This is a genomic window from Salipiger sp., from assembly GCF_059781815.1.
In genome coordinates, this window is record NZ_JBYNAH010000020.1 from 1 (window position 1) to 24,563 (window position 24,563).

Genomic DNA, 24,563 nt, shown 5'->3' on the forward strand with positions numbered 1-24,563 from the left:
GAACCGATTGGAATAAAACGGCATATCTGAATTTGCACTTCAGCATGAATTCACACTCAGGGGTGGCTTTTTGCAAACTGAATTCAGGATTGTGACATGTTGCACCGAACCGTCTCCGTCGCCACGGCGCGCCTCTCCGTATTGGGCTTTGCAGCCTTGCTTCTTTCATCGACGGCTCTTCCGGCGCAGGTCCGCCCGTCCGAGGAAGACGTCGCCGCCCTACCCAAGAATTATTCGCCCTACGTCACCGAGAATGCCCGCGAGGGCGGCTTTGCCGACAACCTGCTCTGGGGCGATACCCACCTGCACACCCGCTTCTCGATGGATGCCGGCATGTTCGGCACCGTGCTCGGGCCGGAGGATGCCTATCGCTTCGCGCGTGGCGAGACCGTGACCTCGAACACCGGCCAGCGGGTGCGCGCGGTGCGTCCGCTCGACTTCCTCGTGGTGGCCGACCACGCCGAGAACCTCGGCGTGCCGCTGCTGCTGGCCGAGGGCAATGCCGAGCTGCTCGAGAACGAGTATGGCCGCCGCTTCTACGACCTGATCCAGGAGGGCAACGGCTACCAGGCCTATGACCTCTGGGGCCGCGACGGCATGACCCAGTTTGTCGACCTGATCGACGATCCGCGCATCCAGCAGACCACCTGGCAGCGCCAGATCGAGCTGGCCGAGGAATATAACGATCCCGGCACCTTCACCGCTATGTTGGGCTTTGAATGGACCCTGAGCGGCACGCTGCAGGATCCGGGCAACCTGCACCGCGTGGTGATCTTCCGCGACGATGCCGACAAGGTCTCGAAGGTGCTGCCGTTCTCGCTGTTCGACGGCCAGGATGTCGAGCTGCTGTGGGATTACATGCAGAGCTACGAGGACGAGACCGGCGGGCAGGTTCTGGCCATCCCGCACAACGGCAACGTCTCGAACGGCAAGATGTTCGCCGTCGAGCGCGGCAACGGCGAGCCCATCGATGCCGAGTATGCCCGCGAGCGCATGCGCTGGGAGCCGCTGGTGGAATCGACCCAGATCAAGGGCGACAGCGAGGCGCACCCGTTCCTCTCGCCCAATGACGAGTTCGCCGATTACGGCACCTGGGACTCCGCCGACATTGGCGGCATCGTTCCCAAGACTCCCGAGATGCTACCCTATGAGTACACCCGCACGGCGCTGCAGATCGGACTCCAGCAGCAGCAAAAGCTTGGCGTGAACCCGTTCAAGATGGGCCAGATCGGCTCCTCCGACAGCCACACCGCGCTCTCGACCACCCGCGACGAGAACTTCTTCGGCAAGATGGACACCGGTGAGCCGAGCCCCGATCGCCACAAGAGCTACGTAATCCAGGCCTTCGGCGGCGACGAGAGCCTCTCGACCTTCGAGTATGACACGCTCGCCTCCGGCCTCGCCGGCGTCTGGGCCCGCGAGAACACCCGCGAGGCGATCTGGGACGCGATGAGCGCCAAGGAGGTCTACGCCACCACCGGCACGCGGATCACCGTGCGCCTGTTCGGCGGCTGGGACTATGAGCCCGACGATGCCTACCGCACCAACGTGATCGAGATCGGCTATGACAAGGGCGTGCCGATGGGCGGCGATCTGCGCCCGGCCCCCGAGGGCGCCGAGGCCCCGGTCTTCATGGTCGGCGCGATGAAGGATGCGTGGTCGGGCAATCTCGACCGCATCCAGATCATCAAGGGCTGGGTCGATGCCGAGGGCGAGCGTCACGAGCGGATCTACGACGTCGCGGTCTCCGACGGGCGCGAGATCGGCGAGGATGGCCGCGCGATGGAAGAGGTCGGCAGCACCGTCGACATCGAGACCGCGACCTGGACCAACACCATCGGCGCGCCCGAGCTGCGCGCGGTCTGGACCGACCCGGAGTTCGATCCCGCTCTGCCGGCGGTCTACTATGCCCGCGTGCTCGAGATCCCGACCCCGACCTGGCAGGCCTATGACGAGGTGCGCTTCGACATGAAGATGGAGGCCGAGGGCATCCCGCGCGAGCACCAGGAACGCGCCTACACCTCGCCGATCTGGTACACGCCCGCCGGATGACGCCTTGCGCCAACGGCAGAAACCGGCATCCTGACCCCAACGTGACGCCCCGGCCTCAGGCTGGGGCGTTTGCTCGCAGCAACACCTCGCAGCAACACGAAGAGCCCATGACCCCGACCTCTCTCCTCCGCTCGCCGCTCCTGCATTTCTTCGTCCTCGGCGGTGCCATCTTCGCCGCCTTCGCCCTGCTCGACGACACGCCCGAGGCCGCGTCTCCGGACGCCATCGTGCTGAGCCCGGACGAGGCCGGCCGGATCCTTGGGCGTTTCGAGCAGACCTGGAACCGCCCGCCAACGCCGCCCGAGCTCGAGGGGATGCTGCGCGCCTGGGCGCTGGAGGAAGCCTATGTGCGCGAGGCGACCGCGCTGGGGCTCGACCAGAACGATCCGGTGATCCGGCAGCGGCTGAGCCTCAAGATGCGCTTTCTCGCCGAGAGCGCCAGCGCCGTGGCGGAGGTCGATGACGAGACGCTGCAGGCCCATCTCGACGCCAACACCGACAAGTTCCGCCGCCCCGCCGCGCTGGCCTTCCGGCAGGTGCCGGTGAGCGCAGAGGAGGTCGCGGCGACGCTCGACGCGCTGAACGGCGGCGCGGCACCCGAGACGGTCGCGGGATCGAGCCTCCTGCCGCTGAGCTTCAAGCCGACCCTCGCGCCGGTGATCGACCGCAGCTTCGGCACCGGCTTTGCCGAAGCTCTGGCCAAGCTGCCGCGCGGCAGCTGGCAGGGGCCTGTCGAGAGCGGCTTCGGTCTGCATCTGGTGCAGGTGACCGAATACACCGAGGGCGGCCTGCCGGCGCTGAGCGAGATCCGCGACGCGGTCGAGGCCGACTGGCGCGCGGAGCAGGGCCGCAAGAGCCAGGATGCCTTCGCCGAGGCGTTGCTCGCGCGCTATTCGGTCACGCTGCCCAGTGCCGAGGAGGTGCTGTCGCAATGACCCGGCTGCTCTTTGCCCTGCTGACCGCGCTGACGCTCCTGCCGGGCCTTGCGCAGGCGCATGCGCTCGACCCCGGCTATCTCGAGCTGACGCCGCTCTCCGAGGACAGCTGGCGCGTGACCTGGCGCGCGCCGGATGTCTCGGGCCGCCCGATGCCGCTCACGGTGCGCCTGCCCGAGAGCTGCAGCGGCGCCCCCGCCGCCGCGCCGGTCTTTGACGGGCGGGCTTGGGTGACGGGCTGGATCGCGAGCTGCCCCGGGGGACTCGCCGGCGGCACGATCCGCATCGAGGGGCTCGAGACCACCGCGACCGACACGCTGGTGCGCTACGAGCTGACGCCGGGGCAGACGCAGATGCACCGGCTGACCGCCGAGGCCACCGCCTTTGTCGTGCCGGCGCAGGCGGGCACGGTCGAGATCCTCGCGAGCTATGTCTCGCTTGGTTTCAGCCACATCCTCGAAGGACTCGACCACCTGCTCTTCGTCTTCGCGATGCTGCTGCTGGTGCCGACTTACAAGCGCCTGTTCTGGGCCGTCACCGCCTTCACGCTGGCGCACAGCATCACGCTGGCGGCTGCGACGCTTGGCATCCTGCGCATCCCTTCGCCCCCTGTCGAGGCGGTGATCGCGCTGTCGATCGTGTTCCTTGGCTACGAGCTCTGCCTGCCCGCCGAGCGCCGCGACCCGCTGACCATGCGGGCGCCGTGGCTGGTCTCGTTCTCCTTCGGGCTGATCCACGGCCTGGGCTTTGCCGGCGCATTGCGCGAGATCGGCCTGCCCGAGGCGGATATCCCGCTGGCGCTGTTCTCGTTCAATGTGGGCGTCGAGCTGGGGCAGCTCTTCTTCATCGCCATCGTGCTGCTGGTGGGGGCGGTGCTGCGGCTGATCCTGCCGCTCTTCGCCCGCCATGCCGAGACCTTCCGGCGTGGTGCGGGCTATGCCATCGGCAGCATTTCGGCCTTCTGGGTGATCGACCGGATCGCGGGGTTCTGACAACGGTGCACCGGCCCGGCAGCTGTGACCGGGCGCATCGCTTCTGGGCGGCCAGAGAGGTGGCGGGGCGATGTTCTGGGTGCGCTGCCAGACCGTGGCAGGAGCGGTGTGACGCGGGATGCGTCGCAAAGGGCCGCTCTGCCGCCCGCAGAGCCGGGCCTGCTGCGGCCCGGCCATGGGTCAAGCGACGTGAGAGGCGCTCCCTCTCGCGTCTCGGCTCAGAGGATGCCTTCGTAGATCGGGCCGAGCGTGTCGGTCTCGAACAGCGAGGACACCGAGGTGCCGTTCCAGATGTTGAGGATCGCCTGGGCGAACATCGGCGCGGTGGGTACCACGCGGATGTTGGGCGCCGCGGCGACCGCATCGGTGGCGGCGATCGAGTCGGTGATCACCAGCGACTTCATCACCGACTTGGTGACGCGCTCGACGGCGGGGCCCGAGAGCACGCCGTGGGTGATGTAGGCGTGCACCTCGGTGGCGCCGTGGTTCATCAGGATCTCGGCGGCCTTGCACAGCGTGCCGGCGGTGTCGCAGATGTCGTCGACGATGATGCATTTCTTGCCGGTCACGTCGCCGATCACGGTCATCTCGGCGATCTCGCCGGGCTTCTCGCGGCGCTTGTCGACGATCGAGAGCGGCGCGTTGATGCGCTTGGCCAGCTCGCGGGCACGGGCCACGCCGCCGACGTCCGGAGAGACGATCATGACGTCATCAAGCTCGCCCTCGAAATGCTTCATGATGTCGAGCGCGAAGACCGGCGAGGCGTAGAGGTTGTCGACGGGGATGTCGAAGAAGCCCTGGATCTGGGTGGCGTGCAGGTCCATCGTCAGGACCCGCTCGATGCCGGCCTCGGCGATCATGTTGGCCACCAGCTTGGCGGTGATCGGGGTGCGGGCCTTGGTGCGACGGTCCTGGCGGGCATAGCCGAAATAGGGGATCACCGCGGTGATGCGTGCGGCCGAGGAGCGGCGCAGCGCGTCGGCCATGATCAGCAGTTCCATCAGGTTGTCGTTCGCCGGGCGCGAGGTCGACTGCAGGATGAACATGTCCTCGCCGCGGACGTTCTCGTAGACCTCGACAAAGATCTCCTGGTCGTTGAAGCGCTCGACCCGGGCCTCGACGAGGCCGACCGACATGCCGCGATAGAGCGACATGCGACGGGCGATGGCATTGGCGAGGGGCTTGTTGGCATTGCCCGCGATAAGCTTGGGCTCGATGACGGTCGGCATGGGAGGCGGCTCCGGCAGCAGAATGACAGATTCGTGACGTTGCCGGTCGCTTAGCATGCAGGTAGCGTGGCGCAAAGACGCACTCCGATACGAGGGACGACATGGCGCATCTGGACTACTATTTTACCGTTCTTTCCCCCTTTGCCTACCTCGCCGGGACCCGCATGGAGGAAATTGCCGCGCGCCATGGGCTGACGGTGACCTACAAACCGCTCGACATCATGGCGCTGTTCCCGCGCACCGGAGGGGCGGCGCCGAAGGATCGGCATCCCTCGCGGATGGCTTATCGCGCGCAGGATCTGCCGCGGCAGGCAAAGAAGGCGGGGATGGCGCTGAACCTGAAACCGGCGCATTGGCCGACCAATCAGGCGCCGGCCTCCTACGCGATCATCGCGGCGCAAAAGGCGGGCGGCGGCGATCTGGGCGGGCTGGTGCAGTCGATCCTGCGCGCGGTCTGGGTCGAGGAAAAGGACATCGCCGAGGATGCCGTGGTGCAGGAGTGCCTGAAGGCTGCCGGCTTCGATCCCTCGCTCACCTTCAGCGGCATGCTGACCGGGGCGGAGATCTATGCGTCCAATCTCGAGGACGCGGTCAATGCGGGGGTGTTCGGATCGCCGTTCTATGTGCTGGATGACGGCGCGATGTTCTGGGGACAGGACCGGCTCGAGGATCTCGACCTGCACCTCGCGGGCAAGCTCTGAGGGCTTGCGCGGTCGCGCTCAGGCCTGCTTGTTGAGCCCGACGGACGGGGTGGCCTGCTTGTCCGCCACCGGAAGCCGCCCGACCCACCAGATCGCCATGCCGTTCAGGGCGAAAAGCCCTGCAACACAGGCTGCCATGAGAAGAATGGTGACGATCGCGCTCATTTCGGGTGGCTCCTTTTGCTTTGTAAGCCAATCCCGTTTCCTAGAGAAAGTTCCACAGCCGCTCTAGTCCGAGGCTCGGGCGCGGCGGATCAGAACAGCGAGAGTTGCCGCTCGGCCACACCGGCCGTGCGGGCCTCGTGTTGCAGCAGCCAGGTCTTTGTATCCAGCCCGCCGCCAAACCCGGTGAGCGCGCCGCTTTTCCCGATAACACGATGACAAGGAAGGATAATCGGCAGAGGGTTGGCGCCGTTGGCGGCGCCCACGGCGCGGCTGGCGCCGGGCTGTCCGAGGGCGTGGGCGAGTTCGCCGTAGCTGCGGGTTTCGGCATAGGGAATGGTGGCGAGCAGAGCCCAGATTTTCTTTTGAAACTCCGTGCCGCGGATGTCGAGCGGCACGCTAATTGCGCGAAGTTCTCCGGAAAAGTACTCGTCTAGCTGGTGGCGCACCACGTCGAAGGGCGCGGGATCGGGCAGCCAGCCCTCTTGCGGCGCGACGGCCTTTTTGCCGGAGGGAAAGCTCAGGAGGCGCAGCGCCGGGCCGTCGCCCGCCAGCAGCAGCGAGCCGACGGGGCTGTCGTGATGGCAGTAGCTCAGGCTCATGGGGCAGACTTTCGCAGCGCGGAGGGCGGCCGGCCGTAGAGCGCCGAGACCGCGGCGTTGAAGCGGCGCAGGCTGCCAAAGCCGGCGCGGCGGGCGATCTCGGCCATCGGCAGGTCGCTGTCATTCAGCAGCCGTTTGGCGCGCTGCACCCGCAGGGTCTGGGCCACCTGCAGCGGCGAAGCGCCAACCTGCCCGGCGAAGAGCCGGGTGAGGTGCCGGGCGCCGATGCCGAGCCGGTCGGCGAGCGCCGCAACGGTGCCGGTGTCGAGCGCGCCCTCCTCGATCAGCCGCAGGGCGCGGGCGACGGTGGTGCGGGTGCCGTTCCAGGCGGGGGAAAACGGCGCGGTCTCGGGGCGGCAGCGCAGGCAGGGGCGGTAGCCCGCGCGCTCGGCGCTGGCGGCGCTGGGGAAGAAGGACACGTTCTTGGTCAGCGGCGGGCGCACCGGGCAGACCGGGCGGCAATAGATCCCGGTGGTGCGCACGGCGGTGAAGAACACCCCGTCGTAGGCGGGGTCGCGGCGCATCCTTGCGGCATTGCATGTGTCGAAATCCAGCATGGGCCGAGCATAGCGCGCAGGCCGCGCCGGAGCGAGCCTGCGCCGGCAATGAGGTCCGGAAACGGCCAGTGGGGCTCAGCTCGTTTTCTTCTTGCCGATGCGCGGCTCGGTGCCGGCGCGCAGGCGCGCGATATTGCTGCGGTGGCGCCAGAAGATCACGATGGTGAGCGCCACGGTCAGCGCGGTCAGCTCGTACTCGCGCATCAGGATCATCCACGCGGTCGACATCAGCGCCGCGACCAGCGCGCCGACGCTCGAGATGCTCGACAGCGCCGCGGCGGCGAGCCATGTGGCGCAGCACATCAGGCCCACGGGCCAGCTCAGCGCCAGCATCAGGCCGAGGAAGGTGGCCACGCCCTTGCCGCCCTGGAAGCGCAGCCAGACCGGGTAGCAATGGCCGATGAAGGCGGTAACGCCGGCGAGCTGCGCCGCATCCTCGCCCGCCAGCCAGCGCGCCAGAAGCACCGCGACCGCGCCCTTGCCGCCATCGAGCAGCAAGGTGCCCGCGGCGGCGGCCTTGTTGCCGGTGCGCAGCACGTTGGTGGCGCCGATATTGCCCGAGCCGATCTTGCGCAGGTCTCCGAGCTTCATCACCCGTGTCAGCACCATCCCGAAGGGGATCGAGCCGAGCAGGTAGCCGATGACGGCCCAGAGCAGCAGCGGGAACGGGGCGGTGGTGATCTCGGGCAGCATCAGGCGCTCCGGTAGACGGCGGTTCCGGCGACGAAGGTCGCGAGGACCTTACCCTGAAGCCGGGCGCCATCAAACGGTGTATTCTTCGACTTCGACTGCAACTTGAAGCGGTCGAGAATGAACGGCTTGTCGGCGTCGAACAGCACCAGATCGGCGGGCGCGCCCTTGGCCATGCGGCCCGAGGCGAGGCCCAGCCGCTTGGCCGGGTTGAGCGACAGCGCCCGGAACAGCGTCGGCAGCTCGAGCTCGCCGGAATGGTAGAGCCGCAGCAGCACCGGCAGCATGGTCTCGAGCCCCACGGCGCCCGAGGCGGCCTCTTCGAAGGGCAGGCGCTTGGACTCTTCGTCCTGCGGGGTGTGGAAGCTGCCGATGATGTCGATCAGCCCCGAGCGCACCGCCTCGACGGTGGCCTGCCGGTCCTCTTCCGAGCGCAGCGGCGGCTTGACCTTGAAGAAGGTGCGGTAGTCGGAGACGTCGAGCTCGTTGAGCGTCAGGTGATGCATCGAGGTGCCGGCGGTGACGTCGAAGCCGTTCTTCTTGGCCCGCTCCAGCGCCGGCAGGGCGCGGGCGGTGGTGATCTGGTCGGCGTGGTAGCGCACGCCGGTCATCTCGACGAGGGCGATGTCGCGGTCGAGCCCCATGCGCTCGGCCATCGGCGAGACCGCCGGCAGGCCGCGCAGCGAGGCGAACTTGCCCGAGGTGGCGGCGCTGCCCTTCGACAGGCCCGGCTCCTGCGGGTGGCACATGACCAGCGCGCCGAGCGAGCGGGCATAGGTCATGGCGCGCGAGAGCACCTTGGTGTCGGTGACCACGTGGTCGCAATCGGTGAAGGCCACGGCGCCGGCATCGAGCAGGAAGCCGAGCTCGGTCATCTCGCGCCCCGCGCGGCCCTTGGTCAGCGCGGCCATCGGCAGCACGTGGACCGGCGCGTCATCCTCGGCGCGGTCGCGGATGAACTCGAGCACCTCGGGCGTATCGATCGCCGGATCGGTGTCGGGCCGGGTGACCATGGTGGTGACGCCACCGGCGGCGGCGGCAAGGCCAGCGGTCTTGTAGCTTTCCTTGTGCCGGTCGCCCGGCTCGCCGATCTTGACGCCGATATCGACGATGCCCGGCGCGAGGAAGGCGCCACGGGCGTCGATGCGGTCGGCATCCGCGACCTGCGGGTCGGGCTGGTCGAAGATCTCGGCGATGAGCCCATCGCGCAAGAGCACGGCGCCGTCGGACACGGTATCGGCGTCTGGGTCGATCAGGCGGGCATTGGTGAGGAGCGTTGCGGTCATGCGGTGCGGTTCCCGGTCAGTCTCTGCGTTTGGCGGCGTCTGCCCGCGCAGGGGTGGAGTAGTGCAAGAGCGGCAAAAGGGAAAGGGTCATCCCGCCTCCGGCCGTGCGGCATCGATCCGCGCCACCACTGCCACCGGGTCGGCCTGGAACTTGATCAGGTGCTTGTCTCCCGCGCGGGTGACGAGCTGCACCGCCGAGCCGATGCGGCGGACCCTGGCGAGATCGGCGAGCGCCACATGGCGCTGCGCCGGCCCGTTGAGGGCGTCGCCGGTCATCTCCCAGACATGGCCCAGCTCTTCGGACATCAGGTACCAGCCGCGCGCCGCCACGGCGGCCAGCGCGCCGACGGCGCCGGTCCAGACATGCGGGGTGCCGGTGAGCCAGAGCAGGATCATCGCCGCGGGCATGGCGAGCGCCGCCAGCGTCACGTGGCTTTGCACATAGGTGGCGCGGTCGGGGGCGAAGCGGGCCGCGGGGGCGCCGCCGCCGGTCATGTCAGCCCCAGCACGAGCCAGCCGAGCACCAGCACCGCCAGCGCGCCGAGCGCGATCATCGCAAGCGGCGGCATGCGGCCCTTGTCCAGAGCGGGGCCGGCGGCGTCGCCGGCGGGGCGGCTGCGCGCCGCCTTGCTGCGGGGGGAGGGGCCGCGGCTGCGCCCGGCTTCTTCGTGGAAGGTGCCGACCCAGCGCAAGGGGCTCGCGATGCTGAGCTCCTGCGAGACGTGGTCGAAGGCCTGGCTCGGCAGCACCACCACGTGGCCTTTCAGCGCGTCGATGCGCGGGCGCATGTCGCGGAAATCGGCGCCCGCGAGCTGGTAGGCCTCGGTCAGGTAGGCCGAGAGGCTCATGTCGCCGAGATCGCGGATCGCCACCACGTCGACGAAGGCCGGGCGCAGGCGCTGCGCGCCGAGCCCGTATTGTAGCGGATATTCGCCGGTCCCCGCCTGGGTGGTGTAGCGCTCGATCGCCTCGGGCGGCAGATCGAGATGGAACAGCCGCACCACCCCGGTCTCGGAGCCGTTGATCTGCATCTGCGTCATGCGGAGAGTTCCGTGGGCCTTGCCCGAAGGTTGCGTGCCAGCAGGTCCATCGCCGCCATGCGCACCGCGACGCCCATCTCGACCTGCTCCTGGATCACCGAACGGTTGATGTCGTCGGCGATGGTGCCGTCGATCTCGACCCCGCGGTTCATCGGGCCCGGGTGCATGACGATGGCGTCGGGCTTGGCATGGGAGAGCTTGTCGGCGTCGAGCCCCCAGCGGTGATAGTATTCGCGCTCGGAGGGGATGAAGCCGCCATCCATGCGCTCTTTCTGGAGCCGCAGCATCATCACCACGTCGACATCCTCGAGCCCCTTGCGCATGTCGTCATAGATCTCGACGCCGAACTCGGACATGCCGGCGGGGATCAGGGTCGAGGGGCCGACGAGGCGGACGCGGTTTTCCATCTTCTGCAGCAGCAGGATGTTCGACCGCGCCACGCGGGAATGGGCGATGTCGCCGCAGATGGCGATGTTGAGCCGGTGCAGCCGGCCCTTGGCGCGGCGGATGGTGAGCGCGTCGAGCAGCGCCTGGGTCGGGTGCTCGTGGCGGCCGTCGCCGGCGTTGAGAACGGCGCAGTTGACCTTCTGGGCCAAGAGGTCGACGGCGCCGGAATGTGGGTGGCGCACCACCAGCAGGTCGGGGTGCATGGCGTTGAGCGTCAGCGCGGTGTCGATCAGGGTCTCGCCCTTTTTGATCGAGCTGGCCTGCATGGCCATGTTCATCACGTCCGCGCCGAGGCGCTGGCCGGCAATCTCGAAGCTGGCCTGGGTGCGGGTGGAGTTCTCGAAGAACATGTTGATCTGGGTGAGGCCGGAAAGCACGTTGGAGTGCTTCTCGCGCCGCCGCGACAGGGTGACGTACTGGTCGGCGAGATCGAGCAGCGTGGTGATTTCGTCGGGGCGCAGGGGCTCGATGCCCAGAAGATGACGCTGGTCGAAACGCATGGCGGTGCTCCGTGAAAGATTGCCTGTCTGTATAGGAAGGGGGAGGGGGCGCGACAAGTGGCAGCCCCGCATCCCGGGCACACTCCCGCCCACCCACCGTGCGCCCGGGATGCGGGGCGGGGGCGGACTGCAAGAGGGGGGCAGCTCAAGCGCTGCGCGCTGATCGGGGCCTGTTCGGAAACGGAAAACCTGTTCGCGTCAGGGGACCATGACGGCCATGCCCGAACCGAAGCGCCGTGTCCGACAGAGCCGGATCGGGGGGCCTTTGTTCGACGGCTCCGGCCCCGGTGCCGCGCAGGCGCGGCTGGGCCAGCATCCGGCCTCCGTGACAGCCGGTTCGACGAGAGCGGCGCCGGTCTGCGGGCTGTCGGGGAAATCCTGCGGCGGGGGCCAAGCTTGGCCTACACATCTTGACAAGGGAATGTAATGCTGTGGGTATGCCGGGGTGCCCTGAGGGCGACGCGAAACAGCCTTCCCTCTGTCAGCCCCTTCAGGTCATATATTATTCGAAAGAGAACATCGGGCATTGGTGAAGATGAAGATATTCATGACGCTTCTTGTCCGTGACGAGGAGGATATCCTCGAGGACAATTTGCGCTTTCATCACGAGCAGGGCGTTGACGGCTTCATCATAACCGATAATCTCTCGACTGACAGGACCGCCGAAATTGTCCGGTCTCTTTCCAGCGAAATGGATATCGAGTACATATATCAGCCCGAGGACACCTACGACCAGTCGCAATGGGTGACGAGCATGGCGCGTCGGGCTGCGCGGGAGCACAATGCCGACTGGGTCATCAACAATGATGCCGACGAATTCTGGGTGGCAAGTTGTGGCACGCTGCGGAGCTTTCTCGAAACCGTCCCGGACGACGTCGGGATTTTGCAGATCGAGCGACATAACGCCGTTCTCTCCGCCGACGGCCCGGACTTTCTGCAGGCCCGCAGTCATCCGAGAACGAGCACGGCGTTTGAATGTGAAAGCCGAAACATTTTTGGAACCGCGCTGCCCGGGAAGTGTCTTCACCGTGGCGAAAACGGTGTGGTCGTTCCCCAAGGCAATCACAATGCGCACGGCATTGCTGGCAGGAAGGTCATCGTCAAGGATGATCTGAAGATTCTTCACTTCCCGTATCGCACTCTGGGTCAATACCGGAGGAAGATCCGAGCCGGGGGAAAGGCGTATTCTCAGAACGCCAGTCTTCCGGAGAGTATCGGGTCTACATGGCGAGAACACTACCGGCTCATCGATACCGGGGCGATCGAGGATTTCTGGAGGGATTTGGCAAAACCGCGCCAGTCTGTCGCGATTGGTCTCGCGTCAGGGTCGTTCTTTCAGAACGACCAGGTTCGTGACACGCTCGAAGGTGAGGCCGAAAGGCGGCGCGAGGCGCGCATGCTCGACGGGCTGCAGACTCTTGCCGACAAAACGCAGGAGCAGATTTCAGAACTCGGAAAAGAGCTGACAAAGAACATCAAGAGGATCGAGTCCAAGCGTTGGCCAACCCGACCACTCTATTACAGCTTCGAATTTAGTCTGCGCGGCCCGGGGCGGCAATTGGCAATACTGGAGGAGCTATCTCGTGGTGCGAGTGTTGCCAGTCTGTGCAAGGACTTCGCCAGGTTGCGAGATGCGTTCTCTTTGTTCCCTAGAAATGAAGATTTCAGAGAATTCCTGAAAGAGCTCCTCTTTCTCGGATTTCCGGAAGACGTGGCGCGGCTCAGGGCTGACTGCAACGGGAAGCGCGTGGTTCTGCACATCAGCTGCCTGCCGAAGCTTCAAAAGGCAGAAGCCTCTGCCGCGACATTCTCTCAGCTCGGTGAGGGGTACCACGACATCATCATTTCCGGAAGCCGGGATGATCGGTCGGAAGATGATACGCCGCTTTGGCTGGACTATGACGGTCGCCATTTGCGCATCCCGGTGTCTGACAATTATGAAAGCCTTCACAAGAAGGTCTTTTATGCGCTCTGCCTGCTCGACCTTGCGACCGATGTCGATCTGGTCATCAAGGTCGACGATGACCTGCATCTGGATAGCGCGCAGAGTTTCTCGGATCTCGTGGAGACGCTTTCGTCGGACGATACGACCTGTGCCGGGCGAGTGGTCGGATCGCCGCGACATCAGGATCAATGGCACGGGTGGCACGTCGGGAAGTGCTCGGACCCGATTGTTGAAGGGCGTGGCTACCAATTTCCACTGCCGAGACGGTATCCGGCCGGGGGCTACGGCTACTGCCTCAATCGGCGCGGAGTCGCAGCCTGCGCCTATATGTACCTCGCGATGCGCGGGTTTTTCGCGATGCCTCTCGTGGGTCTCGAAGACGTTTACGTCGGCCACGCTTTGTTTTCGGAAGGTCTGGATGTGAAGAATGTTTCTTCCGTGGATCATGAGTTGGCGTTTCCGGGCCTGCGGAGCCTCGAGCATTACAGATGTCTGGGGGAGTAGACTGCGGGGCGTCAAATCAGACCGGCGCAGCAAGCTGTTGCGCTATGGTTTCCGGAACGGCTCGCCAGACCGTCAGTGGATCGGCAGGGCGGCGCGGGTGCGGCGTGTCGGCGGGGGGCGCCCTGACCCACGCCGATGAGATCGGTTGCGGTGGAAGGCAAAGATGAAAGAATTCGATATCTACAACCTGAAGATCGCGATCCCGGATCACCTTCTAACGGATCCCATTCGGGAGATGATCGAGAAGGGCTGGTATGAGGTAGACGAGGTGCAGGCCCTGAAGGCGAACCTTCGTCCGGATGATGTCTTGCTTGAAGTCGGCGGAGGAATGGGCGTCGTCGCGGCCTTCAGCGCTCGAAAGCTTGGCGCGGCGCGCGTGACAACCGTCGAAACGAACCCCGAGATGATTGCGGTTATCAAGGGGAATCTGGCGGGAAACGGGTATGAGCGCGTCGATGTCCGTCATGGCGCTGTTGTCGAGGGGGCGGGCGAAGACTCGATAGAGTTCTTCCTGCCGAACAGCTTCTGGGCGGCCTCGACAAGCCGAACCGGCATGGGTGAAAAGGCACGAGCGGTTCGCGTGCCGACGATCTCTCTCTCTGACCTCATCGAACAGACCAAACCTTCCGTCGTCATGGTGGATGCGGAGGGGGAAGAAGCCAGATTTTTCCGCTTCACCGTGCCGGACTGTCTTCGCCTGATCATATTGGAGCTCCATCCCGAGAAGTATCCAAGATCAATGGTGCGGGAGATCTTTCAGCGGCTCGACGCGCAGGGATTCGTCTACCAGCCCAAGGGTTCGAGAGGGGCGGTTGTCTGCTTTGAACGGATGAATGCGGCGGGCTGACCGGCGCATCACCACCCGGTCGGAACTTTGGACGCGTGCTATTGGCTGTGCGCTGTGACTGACGACAGTAGAGACCGGAGGGGCGTTCTGTTCCTGTTAGATCAGCGGGTTCGGTTCCTCCGGCATCACTTGGGCCGCTGTCTCGGGGGGTACGGTCCAGGGCAGTAGGTGAGGCCTCGGCGGACGCCGGCCAGCGGGGGGCCGTGAAAACCTTGGCGAGGGAGGCGACGCGATCCGCATTCTGGCAGCCGGGAGGGCCGCAAAAGATGTCGACGTTCGTCCATCGGTTGCCGGGCCGGATCGTGAGTATTTGAAACATAGAGAAGACAGCGGGGATTTCCGCCGTCGCGCGCTGCGTCTAAGGTCTGCCCCATGGATTCGGGACTGGACTGGCATTACGCCCGCGCGGCGCTGGAGTGGCAGCTTGAGCTGGGCGCCGACGAGGCGATCGGCGAGACGGCGGTCGACCGCTTTGCCGTGGAGGTCGAGCTGCAGGCGACGCGCGCCGCAGCCGTGGCGGCGCAGCCCGGCCCGCGCGGCGGCGGGGCGATGCCGCCGCCCAAGGTCGACGAGGGGCCGGACCCGGTCGCCGTTGCAAGGCAGGCGGCTGCCGCGGCCGCCACGCTTGACGATCTGCGCGAGGCGATGGCGGCGTTCGAGCATTGCGAGCTGAAGCGCGGCGCGCGCAACCTGGTGTTCAGCGATGGCGTGCCCGAGGCGCGGGTGATGATCGTGGGCGAGGCGCCGGGGCGCGACGAGGATCTGCAGGGCAAGCCCTTCGTCGGCCGCGCCGGGCAGTTGCTCGACCGTATGCTCGGGGCCATCGGCCTGTCGCGGGCGGAGAGCGTCTATATCACCAACGTGCTGCCCTGGCGCCCGCCGCAGAACCGCGACCCGAAGCCCGACGAGATCGCGATGATGACGCCGTTCCTTGCCCGGCATATCGCGCTGGTCGAGCCTGAGGTGCTGGTGGTGATGGGCAACATCTCTTGCGATGCGCTGCTGGGCAAGCGCGGCATCACCCGGCTGCGCGGCAAATGGGCCGAGGCGCAGGGCCGCCCGGCGCTGCCGATGTTCCATCCCGCCTACCTTCTGCGCCAGCCGCAGATGAAGCGCGAGGCCTGGGCCGACATGCTGGAACTGACGGCAAAGCTTCGGGCCAAGGCGTGAGCCAGTTCTGCGCCCCATCTCTTGCGGTGGCGCTGGTTCTGGGGAGCATGGCGGCGGCCGAGGGGCCGGGTTTTCGTATCGACTTCGACCTGCTCTTCGAGCGCGAGGCCCGGGCGGTGCAACAGCCCTCGCCGGGGGTGGACCATCTCGAGTTGCCGGGGCCGGTGATCGTCGAGCGGCGGGGCGGGCAGGTGCGGGCGGTCGATCAAAGCGGTTGGGGCGCGGCTGGGTGTGCGCTTGGGCGGCTGGTGACTGCCGCGGCGGCGGTGTTGAGCTGTCCGGATTTGTTCTCGGCTGAGCAGCGCGACCGGGTGGCGGGGCAGCTGTTGCGCGGGGTGGGGTTCTTTGCCGCCAACACCGTGCCGGCGATGGGCGAGGCCGAGGCGCGCGATGCGATGCAGGCGGCGCTGGCGGCGGAGCGCGCCAAGCTCGCGCTCTCGTGTGCGGACCGCGACGCTGCGCCGCTGGCCTTTGCCGCGCATATCGCCGAGGATCCCTCCCTGCGGCGCTTCGGCAGGATCTTCGAGACGCCGCGCCTGCCCGTGACCGACCCTTGCCCCTGAGAGACCCGAGACCGCCCCATGTCCCGTATCGACGACACCAAGCAATTCATCCCCGTCCGCATCGCCGTGCTGACCGTCAGCGACACGCGCGGCCTCGCCGAGGACCGCTCGGGCGACACGCTGGTGCAGCGCCTCACCGACGCCGGGCATACGCTTGCGGCGCGGGCGATCTGCACCGACGACCGGGACAAGATCGCGGACCAGCTGCGCGCCTGGGTCGCCGACAGCGAGATCGACGTGATCCTCTCGACGGGCGGCACCGGGCTCACCGGGCGCGACGTGACCGTCGAGGCGCATCGCGACGTCTACGAGAAAGAGATCGAGGCCTTCGGCACCGTTTTCACCATCGTCTCGATGAAAAAGATCGGCACCAGCGCGGTGCAGAGCCGGGCGACGGGGGGCGTGGCCGGCGGCACCTATCTCTTTGCGCTGCCGGGCAGCACCGGCGCCTGCAAGGATGCCTGGGACGAGATTCTGGCCTTCCAGCTCGATTATCGGCACCGGCCCTGCAATTTTGTCGAAATTTTTCCACGGCTCGACGAGCATCAGCGGCGGAAATGATCATCTGCCGCGTATGAATACGGTGGCGCGGGGCTGCGACCGCACACATATGATATCCTGAAAGGGTTTTCAGAACCCGACACAGCGGGAAGTTACGGCATGCGTTTCCTTCGTCAGAGCCTCATCGGGCTCTTTCTGCTCTCTCTCACCCTCGGCCTGCTGGTCTATGCCGGGGCGCTGGTGCGCGATGCGGTCGAGGCGCGGCTGAACGATGCGCCGCGCGTGCCGCAGGCGCGTGAGCGGGTGTTCGCGGTCAACGTCACACCGGCGCGTTTCGAGACAGTGACCCCGGTGCTGACGGCCTTCGGCGAGGTGCAGAGCCGGCGCACGCTGGAGCTGCGCACCGCTGTCGAGGGCACGCTGGTCGATCTGGCGCCGGATTTTGTCGAGGGCGGACGCGTCGAGGCGGGTGAGCTGCTGGCCCGCATCGACCCGGCCGACATGGAGGCCGAGCTGGCCCGCACCGAGAGCGCCGTGGTCGATGCCGAGGCCGAGCTGCGCGAGGCGCGCCGGGCGGTGGCGCTCGAGCAGGATGCGCTGACGGCGGCGCAGGAACAGGCGGCGCTGCGCCAGCGGGCCTTCGAGCGCCAGACCGATCTCGCCGCACGCGATGTGGGCACTGCGGCGGCGGTCGAGGAGGCCGAGCTCAGCGCTTCGTCGGCGCGGCAGGCGGTGGTGGCGGCGCGGCAGTCTCTGGCGCTCGCCGAGGCGCGGGTCGATCAGGCGCAGACCAGCCTGACGCGGTCGCGGATCGCCCGCGACGACGCGCAGCGCCGGGTCGACGAGACCGAGATCCGCGCCGAGTTCGCGGCCCAGCTCAGCGATGTCGCGGTGGTGGCCGGGCGCCGGGTCTCGGCCAACGAGCAGCTCGCGGTGCTGATCGATCCCGATGCGCTCGAGGTCGCCTTCCGCGTCTCGACCCTGCAATACGCGCGGCTGCTGGGAGAAAACGGGCGGTTGCGGCAGGTGCCGGTGACGGCGAAGCTCGAGCTTTACGGCGGCAATCTGGTGGCCACGGGCACCCTCTCGCGCGAGGGGGCGGCGGTGGGCGAGGGCCAGACCGGCCGGGTGCTCTATGCCACGCTCGACCAGGCGGCGGGCTTCAAGCCCGGTGATTTCGTCACCGTCGAGGTGACAGAGCCGGCGCTCGAACGGGTGGCGCGGCTGCCCGCAACGGCGCTCGACCCGGCGGGGCAAGTGCTGGTGATCGGCGAGGACGACCGGCTCGAGAGCGTGCCGGTGACGCTGATGCGGCGTCAGGGCGATGACGTGCTGGTGCGCGGCGAGGATCTCGACGGGCGCGACGTGGTGATGCAGCGCACGCCGCTTCTGGGCGCGGGCATCAAGGTCCGGCCACTGCTCGGTGGCGCGGCGCCCGAGGCCCCGCCGACGCAATCCGAAATGCTCGAACTCACCGACGACCGCCGCGCCCGCCTGATGGCCTTTGTCGAGGCGGCGAACGGCATGCCGGACGACGCCAAGCAGCGCATCCTCGCCCAGCTTTCTCAGGACAAGGTTCCGGCGCAGGTGGTGCAGCGCATCGAAGCCCGGATGGGAGGCTGACCGATGCGGCAGATCCCCGGACAGGCCAGCGGTATTCTCAGCTATTTCACCCGCCACCCGACCGTCGCGAACCTGCTTCTCGTGATCCTCGTGGTATCTGGGCTGCTCGCCGGCCCGAACATGCGGGCGCAGTTCTTTCCCGATGTGATCGACGATGACGTCACGGTGAGCGTGAGCTGGGACGGGGCCGGGGCCGAGGACGTGGATTCCGGCATCGTGCAGCTGCTCGAGCCGACGCTTCTGGCGGTCGAGGGGGTGGTGAATACAACCAGCCTGTCGCGCGAAGGCAGCGCCAGCATCGAACTCGAGTTCGAGCCGGGCTACGACATGATGAAGGCGGTCGACGATGTCGAGACCGCCGTCGACACCGTCACCGATCTGCCCGAGGATGCCGATGACCCGACGATCCGCAGCGGCGGGTGGCGCGACCGGGTGACCGACGTGGTGATCACCGGGCCGGTGGCGGTGGATCAGCTGGGCCGCTTTGCCGACGAGTTCGTGATCCGGCTCTTTGCCGAGGGCGTGACCCGAACCACCATCCGCGGCGTCGCCGCACCGCAGGTCATCATCGAGGTGCCGTCGCAGAACCTCATCGGTCATGACGTGACCATGCAGGAGATCGCCGACGCCATCGCCGGCGAAGTCAACGCCAACCCGGCAGGCGACGTGAGCGGGGCCAATGCCCGCGTGCGCACCGGGGTCGAGAAACGCAGCGCCGAGGCGGTCGAGGCCATCGTGCTGCGCTCGGAAGCCGATGGCACCAAGCTCACCGTGGGCGACGTGGCCACCGTGCGCCTCGAGGGGATCGACCGGGCGCGGACCTATTTCGTCGGCGAGAACCCGGCGATCTCGGTGCGGGTCGACCGTTCGGCGCAGGGCGACGCGATCAAGATCCAGCACACGGTCGAGGAGGTCGCGCGCGAGTTTCAGGCCTCGCTGCCCGAGGGCACGCAGGTCGACCTGATCCGCACCCGCGCCGAGGCGATCACCGGGCGCCTCAACATCCTGCTCGACAACGGGGCGATGGGGCTGGTGCTGGTTGTGGTGCTGCTGTTCCTGTTCCTCAACGCGCGCATCGCGATCTGGGTAGCGGCGGGCATTCCGACCTCGATGCTGGCGGCGCTGGCGCTGATGTATGCCTCGGGGCTGACGATCAACATGATCTCGCTCTTTGCGCTGATCATCACGCTGGGCATCGTGGTGGACGACGCCATCGTGGTCGGCGAGCACGCCGATCACATGTCTCGGCACGGGCTGGGGCCGGTGCAGGCGTCAGAGACCGCGGCGCAGCGCATGGCGCTGCCGGTGTTCTCGTCGACCCTGACCACGATCATCGCCTTCTTCGGCCTGACCGCCATCGGCGGGCGCTTCGGCGACATGATCCAGGACATTCCCTTCACCGTCATCATGGTGCTGATCGCCTCGCTGGTGGAATGCTTCCTGATCCTGCCCAACCACATGGCGCACGCCATCGCCTCGGCCCAGAAGGAGCACTGGTACGACCTGCCCTCGCGGCTGGTGAATCGCGGCTTCCGCTGGGTGCGCGAACGGCTGTTCCGCCCGCTCATGGTGGGGGTGATCCGGGCGCGCTACGTGGTGCTGGCGCTCGCGGTTCTGGCGCTGGCCAGCCAGGCGGCGCTGTTCATCCGCGGCGACGTGCAGTGGCGCTTCTTCAATTCGCCCGAGCAGCCCTCGGTCACCGGCAATTTCGCCATGGCGCCCGGCGCCACGCGCGAGGACACGCTGGCGCAGATGCGCCTGATGCAGAAAAGTGCCGAGGCGCTGGGCCGCGAATACGAGGAGCGCTACGGGCTCAACCCGATCGACTACATGATCGCCGAGATCGGCGGCACTGCCGGGCGCGGTCTTGCCGGCACCGAGAGCAAGGACGACGACCAGCTCGGCGCGATCTCGATCGAGCTGATCGAGGCCGATCTGCGGCCCTATTCCAGCTTTGCCTTCGTCGGCGAGCTTCAGGAGCGGGTCGAGCGGCATCCGCTGCTCGAGGTGGTCAGCTTCCGCGGCTGGCGCTCGGGCCCGGGCGGCGATGCGCTCGACGTGCAGTTCTACGGCGCCGACTCCGAGACGCTGAAGGCTGCCTCGCAGGACCTTCAGGCGGCGCTGCTGCGCTTCCCCGAGGTTTCTGCGGTCGAGGACAACCTGTCCTACGATATGGACGAGCTGGTGCTCGAGCTGACGCCGCAGGGCAAGGCGCTGGGCTTCACCATCGACGCGCTGGGCCGGGTGCTGCGCAACCGCGTGGGCGGCATCGAGGCCGCGACCTATCCCGACGGCCCGCGCTCTGCGGCGATCCGGGTCGAGCTGCCCGAGACCGAGCAGACCGCCGATTTCCTCGAGCGCATGCAGATGCGCACCCCCGATGGCGCCTACGTCCCGCTGGCGGATATCGTCAGCGTCTCGCGCACGTCGGGCTTTTCGACCGTGCGGCGCGAGAACGGGCTGCGGGTGATCTCGGTCACCGGCGACATCTCCGAGGACGATCCCGCCCGCGCAGCCGAGGTCATGCAGGCGCTCGAGCAGGAGATCCTGCCCGAGATCGCCGCCACGCGGCAGGTCGAGTGGCAACTGGCCGGCCTGTCGGAGCAGGAGAGCGACTTCCTTGCCGATGCCACCACCGGGCTGACGCTGGTGCTGCTGGGGATCTACCTCGTGCTGGCCTGGGTCTTTGCGAGCTGGACGCGCCCGCTGGTGGTGATGTCGATCATCCCATTCGGGCTGGTCGGTACGATCTATGGCCACGCGCTCTGGGAGGTGCCGCTGTCGATGTTCACCGTGGTGGGCCTGCTCGGCATGACCGGGATCATCATCAACGACTCGATCGTGCTGGTGACGCAGATCGACGAATACGCGCCCGACCGCGGCATCCTGCAGGCCATCGTCGACGGCACCGCCGACCGCCTCCGGCCGGTGTTCCTCACAACCGCCACCACGGTGCTCGGCCTCGCGCCGCTGCTCTACGAGCGCTCGTCGGATGCGCAGTTCCTCAAGCCCACGGTCATCACGCTGTGCTACGGGCTGGGCTTCGGGATGGTGCTGGTGCTTCTCGTGGTGCCGGCGCTGATCGCGGTGCAGCACGACATCTCGCGCCACATCGCCGCCTTCCGGCGCGGGCTGCGCTTCCGCCACGCGCGGGTGCGGGCGTTGATGCTGGTGGCGCTGGTGGGCGTGCTGGGCTGGCTCGCCGCCACCATGGGCTATGCGGCGGTGACCGGCGCGCTCTGGGCGCCGCTGGCGCTGCCGGCGCTGGCGATGCTCTCGCCGCTGGCGGCGGCGTTCCTGCTTTTCGTGGGCGGTGCCGGCGCGGCGGTTCTGGCGATCTGGATCGTCGCCGCGCTGGTGTTGGCGCTCAGCCGCCGGTCCGGAGCGGCTTGAGGCTGCGCGTGGCGGGGCCAACGCGGGTCGGGCGTTCGAAAATCAGGTTGGGGATCGGGCGGGTACCACCGTCCGGGCCGGTCAGCCTCAGCCGTCGCAGCCCTGGATATCCACCGCATGGTGCTCGCCCAGCACGGTGATCCGCAGGCGCGAGCGGTCGAGCATGAACGGCTTGCCATCCATGTGCATGAGCTTGGTCTCGGTGACCAGCGTGGCGCCTTCGCGATGGGTCTTGGGCTCGGCGGCCCAGACCGTCGGCTGACCGCTCTCGACCACCGTCTCTTCCCGGCCACCGGCGCCCGGCATGTCGATCTCGGCGCGCAGCTTGAGGCCGCGCTTCGCGGGGCTGACGGTGCAGCGCACCGCGCGGACCGAAGCTTCGGTTTCCGAATAGGGCGCCGAGGCCATCGCCGCCGCGATGCGGGGATCGGGCGTGTGGCTGTCGGGCAGCGTTGCGTCGATCCTCAACGTGTGCGGCAGGCAGATATCGTTGCAGAGCCCGAGCTGCATCTCGGTTTTCAGCTCGATCTGGCCGTCGCCGCGCGGCGTGATGCGCAGCGGCAGCACCAGCTCGCCCTTGTAGCCGACCGAGCGCATGCCGGATTGCCAGAACACGTGCGGCGTCGGCCACAGCACGTCGATCCGGCCGGTATTGCGCGAGCCTGCCCAGTCGAACACCGGCGGGATGCCGGCATCGCCCGGGGCGCGCCAGTAGGTCTTCCATCCGGGGGCGAGCTTCATGTGCAGCGCGGCCACGTGATCGCCGTTGGGCAGCCGCCAGCCGGGCAGCAACTGCGCCTCCACGGGCTCCTGCGCGAGGGCAGGGGCGGCGGGCAGGGCTAGGGCCAGACAGGTGGCGAGGGCTGAGGTCAGGCGGCGGATCATGGTAAATCACATGGCGAGTCCTGAATGAAATGCCAAGTCACATTGAGTCGAGCCAGCCGTGTCCGCTGCGAGCTGTTGCACCTCCTCCCTTGCCAGCCGTGGGGGCGGGGGCCATGTTGAAGGCAGACCTTGCACGGAAAGCCTCTCTCATGGACAGCGCCTCTGATCCCACCGATCTCACCGGTAAGATCCTCATCGCCATGCCCGGCATGGGCGATCCGCGATTCGAGCATTCGGTGATTTATCTCTGCGCCCATTCCGACGAGGGCGCGATGGGGCTGATCGTGAACAAGCCCTCTGCGGATGTCAGCATGGCGGCGCTGCTCGAGCAGCTCTCGATCACGCCGGCGCCGGGGCTCGGGCCGCGGCAGGTGCATTTTGGCGGCCCGGTCGAGATGGGGCGCGGCTTCGTGCTTCACACGCCGGACTACATGTCGGGGCTGACCACGCTGCAGGTGAATGACGGCTTCTCGATGACCGGCACGCTCGACGTGCTAGAGACCATCGCGCGCGGCGACGGTCCGGCGCACTGGATGGCGATGCTGGGCTATGCCGGCTGGGGGCCGGGTCAGCTCGAGGGGGAACTGGCGGCGAATGGCTGGCTGGTCTGCGATGCCACGCCCGAGCTGGTTTTCGAGACCGCCGATGCCTCGAAGTGGGAGGCGGCGCTGAACTCGATGGGGGTCTCCGCGCACCTGCTTTCGGCCGAGGGCGGTCGGGCCTGAGCACCGGAGAACTTCAACGTCGGAATTGGGGGCGCTGCCCCCGCCCGCGCGAGCGCGGACTCCCCCGAGGTATTTTGAAACCAGAGAAGACAAGGGCGCGGTGCCCCTGTCTTCTTCTGGCTCTAAATATCCCCGCCGGAGGCAGGCCGGATTTCGCGGCCGGGCGCTGGTTCAGGGGCGGAGAGCCGCGTCAGTCGTCGCGCGGCGCGGCGGCGCGGCTCAGGCGGTCGTTGATCGCGATGCCGAGCCCCACATGCGGCACCGGCATCACCGCGATGGTTTCGGCGCCCCCGGCGTCGAGACGGTGCAGGTATTCGAAGAGATTCGCTGCCGCCTCGACGAGATCGCCGGAGGGCGAGAGGTTGAGGTCGCAATCGCCCTCGGTCTGGCCGAAGCCGAGCCGGGCCTCGCCCTCTTCCCACTCGGCGGCGTTGAGCCGCACCCGGGCGCGCGGCGCGTAATGCGAGGAAAGCTGGCCGGGGGCCGAGATCTGCTCGCGGTCCTTGCGTTCCATCACCGGGCGGCCCAGCACCTGCGACAGCGCGTCGATGCCGATGCGGCCGGGGCGCAGCAGGGTCGGTTTGCCGACAAGGCCGAGGATCGTCGATTCGAGCCCCACGTCGCAGCGCCCGCCGTCGAGTACGCCCTCGATGCGGCCGTCGAGCGTGTCGAGCACGTGCTCGGCGCGGGTCGGGCTGATGCGGCCCGAGCGGTTGGCCGAGGGCGCCGCCACCGGGCCGCCGAACTCGGTCAGCAGCGCGCGCGCCACCGGGTTGGCGGGCATCCGCACCGCCAGCGAGTCGAGCCCCGCGGTCACCAGCTTCGACACCGGCGCGCCGTCGCGCAGCGGCAGCACCAGGGTCAGCGGCCCGGGCCAGAAAGCAGCCGCCGCGGCCTCGGCCAGATCGGACCACACCACCAGCGCCTTCACCGCGTCGAGATCGGCAAGATGCACGATCAGCGGGTTGAACGAGGGCCGGCCCTTTGCTTCGTAGATCCGCGCCACCGCGCGGTCGTTGCAGGCGTCGCCGCCAAGGCCGTAGACCGTCTCGGTCGGGAAGGCCAGCAGGCCGCCGGCGCGGAGGATCCCGGCGCCGCGGGCAAGCCCCTCGGGATCGGCCTGAAGGCGCTGGGTTGCGATCTCGCTCATGAGGTATGACGCCGCGTTTTGGTTGGACAGGGGCGCGGGGGCCGGTAGGCTCCCGGGCAAGAAT

23 protein-coding genes are annotated in these 24,563 nt (G+C 67.5%); 12 read left to right on the forward strand and 11 right to left on the reverse strand.

Translation table 11 applies throughout. The annotated features are described in order from the left end of the window. Nucleotides 1-96 precede the first annotated feature (96 nt). The 3 genes from AC6RA4_RS03875 (at nt 97) to AC6RA4_RS03885 (ending at nt 3,979) form a co-directional block, all read left to right on the forward strand. Complete coding sequence (locus AC6RA4_RS03875; protein WP_500157565.1) at nt 97-2,052, forward strand: DUF3604 domain-containing protein; 1,956 nt, start codon at nt 97-99, stop codon at nt 2,050-2,052. A gap of 107 nt (nt 2,053-2,159) precedes the next feature. Continuing rightward, complete coding sequence (locus AC6RA4_RS03880; protein ID WP_500157566.1) at nt 2,160-2,987, forward strand: peptidyl-prolyl cis-trans isomerase; 828 nt, start codon at nt 2,160-2,162, stop codon at nt 2,985-2,987. Further along, a complete protein-coding gene (locus tag AC6RA4_RS03885) occupies nt 2,984-3,979 on the forward strand; it encodes a HupE/UreJ family protein (protein ID WP_500157568.1) in 996 nt (331 codons plus the stop codon). The genes AC6RA4_RS03880 and AC6RA4_RS03885 overlap by 4 nt, the downstream gene beginning before the upstream one ends. Before the next feature lie 218 nt (nt 3,980-4,197). Here the strand turns inward: AC6RA4_RS03885 and AC6RA4_RS03890 are convergent, their stop codons facing one another. Further along, entirely contained in the window at nt 4,198-5,208 is a 1,011-nt protein-coding gene (locus AC6RA4_RS03890; RefSeq protein WP_500157570.1) for a ribose-phosphate pyrophosphokinase, read from the reverse strand. Between the two features lie 101 nt (nt 5,209-5,309). Here AC6RA4_RS03890 and AC6RA4_RS03895 point away from each other — a divergent pair, with 101 nt between their 5' ends. Then, nucleotides 5,310-5,909, forward strand: coding sequence for a 2-hydroxychromene-2-carboxylate isomerase (locus AC6RA4_RS03895; protein ID WP_500157571.1), 600 nt, complete (start codon nt 5,310-5,312; stop codon nt 5,907-5,909). 18 nt (nt 5,910-5,927) lie between these two features. Here AC6RA4_RS03895 and AC6RA4_RS03900 read toward each other — a convergent pair whose 3' ends face one another. The 8 genes from AC6RA4_RS03900 to AC6RA4_RS03935 form a co-directional block, all read right to left on the reverse strand. After that, nucleotides 5,928-6,074: a hypothetical protein gene (locus AC6RA4_RS03900; RefSeq protein ID WP_500157573.1), complete on the reverse strand. Its 147-nt coding sequence runs from the start codon at nt 6,072-6,074 to the stop codon at nt 5,928-5,930. 89 nt (nt 6,075-6,163) lie between these two features. Then, nucleotides 6,164-6,673, reverse strand: coding sequence for a methylated-DNA--[protein]-cysteine S-methyltransferase (locus tag AC6RA4_RS03905; RefSeq protein ID WP_500157575.1), 510 nt, complete (start codon nt 6,671-6,673; stop codon nt 6,164-6,166). Next, entirely contained in the window at nt 6,670-7,230 is a 561-nt protein-coding gene (locus AC6RA4_RS03910) for a bifunctional transcriptional activator/DNA repair enzyme AdaA (RefSeq protein ID WP_500157577.1), read from the reverse strand. Before AC6RA4_RS03910 ends, AC6RA4_RS03905 begins: the two co-directional genes overlap by 4 nt. A gap of 75 nt (nt 7,231-7,305) precedes the next feature. Further along, nucleotides 7,306-7,923, reverse strand: coding sequence for a glycerol-3-phosphate 1-O-acyltransferase PlsY (gene plsY, locus AC6RA4_RS03915; RefSeq protein ID WP_500157579.1), 618 nt, complete (start codon nt 7,921-7,923; stop codon nt 7,306-7,308). Further along, nucleotides 7,923-9,206, reverse strand: coding sequence for a dihydroorotase (pyrC, locus tag AC6RA4_RS03920; protein ID WP_500157581.1), 1,284 nt, complete (start codon nt 9,204-9,206; stop codon nt 7,923-7,925). The genes plsY and pyrC overlap by 1 nt, the downstream gene beginning before the upstream one ends. 87 nt (nt 9,207-9,293) lie before the next feature. Continuing rightward, on the reverse strand, nt 9,294-9,701 hold the full coding sequence (locus AC6RA4_RS03925) for a hypothetical protein (RefSeq protein ID WP_500157583.1): 408 nt from the start codon (nt 9,699-9,701) through the stop codon (nt 9,294-9,296). After that, complete coding sequence (locus AC6RA4_RS03930) at nt 9,698-10,246, reverse strand: aspartate carbamoyltransferase catalytic subunit (protein WP_500157585.1); 549 nt, start codon at nt 10,244-10,246, stop codon at nt 9,698-9,700. The genes AC6RA4_RS03925 and AC6RA4_RS03930 overlap by 4 nt, the downstream gene beginning before the upstream one ends. Further along, nucleotides 10,243-11,193, reverse strand: coding sequence for an aspartate carbamoyltransferase catalytic subunit (locus tag AC6RA4_RS03935; RefSeq protein ID WP_500157587.1), 951 nt, complete (start codon nt 11,191-11,193; stop codon nt 10,243-10,245). Before AC6RA4_RS03935 ends, AC6RA4_RS03930 begins: the two co-directional genes overlap by 4 nt. 526 nt (nt 11,194-11,719) lie before the next feature. On the opposite strand from AC6RA4_RS03935, the gene AC6RA4_RS03940 reads away from it, so the two are divergent. From AC6RA4_RS03940 to AC6RA4_RS03970, 7 genes are all read left to right on the forward strand, one after another. Further along, nucleotides 11,720-13,642 (forward strand): glycosyltransferase family 2 protein, encoded by a 1,923-nt coding sequence (locus AC6RA4_RS03940; RefSeq protein WP_500157588.1) that lies wholly within the window; start codon nt 11,720-11,722, stop codon nt 13,640-13,642. 163 nt (nt 13,643-13,805) lie between these two features. Beyond that, a complete protein-coding gene (locus AC6RA4_RS03945; protein ID WP_500157589.1) occupies nt 13,806-14,489 on the forward strand; it encodes an FkbM family methyltransferase in 684 nt (227 codons plus the stop codon). A 372-nt stretch (nt 14,490-14,861) separates the two neighbouring features. Beyond that, the gene (locus AC6RA4_RS03950; protein WP_500157591.1) at nt 14,862-15,659 is read left to right on the forward strand and encodes a uracil-DNA glycosylase; all 798 of its coding nucleotides are present in this window, start codon (nt 14,862-14,864) and stop codon (nt 15,657-15,659) included. Next, complete coding sequence (locus AC6RA4_RS03955) at nt 15,656-16,222, forward strand: hypothetical protein (protein WP_500157593.1); 567 nt, start codon at nt 15,656-15,658, stop codon at nt 16,220-16,222. Before AC6RA4_RS03950 ends, AC6RA4_RS03955 begins: the two co-directional genes overlap by 4 nt. An 18-nt stretch (nt 16,223-16,240) precedes the next feature. Further along, nucleotides 16,241-16,783, forward strand: coding sequence for a molybdenum cofactor biosynthesis protein B (gene moaB, locus AC6RA4_RS03960; RefSeq protein ID WP_500157595.1), 543 nt, complete (start codon nt 16,241-16,243; stop codon nt 16,781-16,783). Nucleotides 16,784-16,882: 99 nt separating this feature from the next. Next, complete coding sequence (locus tag AC6RA4_RS03965) at nt 16,883-18,346, forward strand: efflux RND transporter periplasmic adaptor subunit (protein ID WP_500157597.1); 1,464 nt, start codon at nt 16,883-16,885, stop codon at nt 18,344-18,346. 3 nt (nt 18,347-18,349) lie between these two features. Beyond that, entirely contained in the window at nt 18,350-21,739 is a 3,390-nt protein-coding gene (locus AC6RA4_RS03970; protein WP_500157599.1) for an efflux RND transporter permease subunit, read from the forward strand. Nucleotides 21,740-21,826: 87 nt separating this feature from the next. On the opposite strand, the gene AC6RA4_RS03975 is transcribed toward AC6RA4_RS03970, so the two are convergent. After that, nucleotides 21,827-22,624: a protein-disulfide reductase DsbD domain-containing protein gene (locus tag AC6RA4_RS03975; protein WP_500157601.1), complete on the reverse strand. Its 798-nt coding sequence runs from the start codon at nt 22,622-22,624 to the stop codon at nt 21,827-21,829. A gap of 149 nt (nt 22,625-22,773) precedes the next feature. Here AC6RA4_RS03975 and AC6RA4_RS03980 point away from each other — a divergent pair, with 149 nt between their 5' ends. Beyond that, the gene (locus AC6RA4_RS03980; RefSeq protein ID WP_500157603.1) at nt 22,774-23,349 is read left to right on the forward strand and encodes a YqgE/AlgH family protein; all 576 of its coding nucleotides are present in this window, start codon (nt 22,774-22,776) and stop codon (nt 23,347-23,349) included. A gap of 190 nt (nt 23,350-23,539) precedes the next feature. On the opposite strand, the gene AC6RA4_RS03985 is transcribed toward AC6RA4_RS03980, so the two are convergent. Continuing rightward, nucleotides 23,540-24,499, reverse strand: coding sequence for an L-threonylcarbamoyladenylate synthase (locus tag AC6RA4_RS03985; protein WP_500157605.1), 960 nt, complete (start codon nt 24,497-24,499; stop codon nt 23,540-23,542). Nucleotides 24,500-24,563 lie beyond the last annotated feature (64 nt).

What these genes read in the sequence shown, in the direction of transcription:
- AC6RA4_RS03875 (WP_500157565.1), top strand. Translation starts at nt 97, where the DNA reads ATGTTGCACCGAACCGTCTCCGTCGCCACGGCGCGCCTCTCCGTATTG.
- AC6RA4_RS03880 (WP_500157566.1), top strand. Translation starts at nt 2,160, where the DNA reads ATGACCCCGACCTCTCTCCTCCGCTCGCCGCTCCTGCATTTCTTCGTC.
- AC6RA4_RS03885 (WP_500157568.1), top strand. Translation starts at nt 2,984, where the DNA reads ATGACCCGGCTGCTCTTTGCCCTGCTGACCGCGCTGACGCTCCTGCCG.
- AC6RA4_RS03890 (WP_500157570.1), bottom strand. Translation starts at nt 5,208, where the DNA reads ATGCCGACCGTCATCGAGCCCAAGCTTATCGCGGGCAATGCCAACAAG.
- AC6RA4_RS03895 (WP_500157571.1), top strand. Translation starts at nt 5,310, where the DNA reads ATGGCGCATCTGGACTACTATTTTACCGTTCTTTCCCCCTTTGCCTAC.
- AC6RA4_RS03900 (WP_500157573.1), bottom strand. Translation starts at nt 6,074, where the DNA reads ATGAGCGCGATCGTCACCATTCTTCTCATGGCAGCCTGTGTTGCAGGG.
- AC6RA4_RS03905 (WP_500157575.1), bottom strand. Translation starts at nt 6,673, where the DNA reads ATGAGCCTGAGCTACTGCCATCACGACAGCCCCGTCGGCTCGCTGCTG.
- AC6RA4_RS03910 (WP_500157577.1), bottom strand. Translation starts at nt 7,230, where the DNA reads ATGCTGGATTTCGACACATGCAATGCCGCAAGGATGCGCCGCGACCCC.
- plsY (WP_500157579.1), bottom strand. Translation starts at nt 7,923, where the DNA reads ATGCTGCCCGAGATCACCACCGCCCCGTTCCCGCTGCTGCTCTGGGCC.
- pyrC (WP_500157581.1), bottom strand. Translation starts at nt 9,206, where the DNA reads ATGACCGCAACGCTCCTCACCAATGCCCGCCTGATCGACCCAGACGCC.
- AC6RA4_RS03925 (WP_500157583.1), bottom strand. Translation starts at nt 9,701, where the DNA reads ATGACCGGCGGCGGCGCCCCCGCGGCCCGCTTCGCCCCCGACCGCGCC.
- AC6RA4_RS03930 (WP_500157585.1), bottom strand. Translation starts at nt 10,246, where the DNA reads ATGACGCAGATGCAGATCAACGGCTCCGAGACCGGGGTGGTGCGGCTG.
- AC6RA4_RS03935 (WP_500157587.1), bottom strand. Translation starts at nt 11,193, where the DNA reads ATGCGTTTCGACCAGCGTCATCTTCTGGGCATCGAGCCCCTGCGCCCC.
- AC6RA4_RS03945 (WP_500157589.1), top strand. Translation starts at nt 13,806, where the DNA reads ATGAAAGAATTCGATATCTACAACCTGAAGATCGCGATCCCGGATCAC.
- AC6RA4_RS03950 (WP_500157591.1), top strand. Translation starts at nt 14,862, where the DNA reads ATGGATTCGGGACTGGACTGGCATTACGCCCGCGCGGCGCTGGAGTGG.
- moaB (WP_500157595.1), top strand. Translation starts at nt 16,241, where the DNA reads ATGTCCCGTATCGACGACACCAAGCAATTCATCCCCGTCCGCATCGCC.
- AC6RA4_RS03965 (WP_500157597.1), top strand. Translation starts at nt 16,883, where the DNA reads ATGCGTTTCCTTCGTCAGAGCCTCATCGGGCTCTTTCTGCTCTCTCTC.
- AC6RA4_RS03970 (WP_500157599.1), top strand. Translation starts at nt 18,350, where the DNA reads ATGCGGCAGATCCCCGGACAGGCCAGCGGTATTCTCAGCTATTTCACC.
- AC6RA4_RS03975 (WP_500157601.1), bottom strand. Translation starts at nt 22,624, where the DNA reads ATGATCCGCCGCCTGACCTCAGCCCTCGCCACCTGTCTGGCCCTAGCC.
- AC6RA4_RS03980 (WP_500157603.1), top strand. Translation starts at nt 22,774, where the DNA reads ATGGACAGCGCCTCTGATCCCACCGATCTCACCGGTAAGATCCTCATC.
- AC6RA4_RS03985 (WP_500157605.1), bottom strand. Translation starts at nt 24,499, where the DNA reads ATGAGCGAGATCGCAACCCAGCGCCTTCAGGCCGATCCCGAGGGGCTT.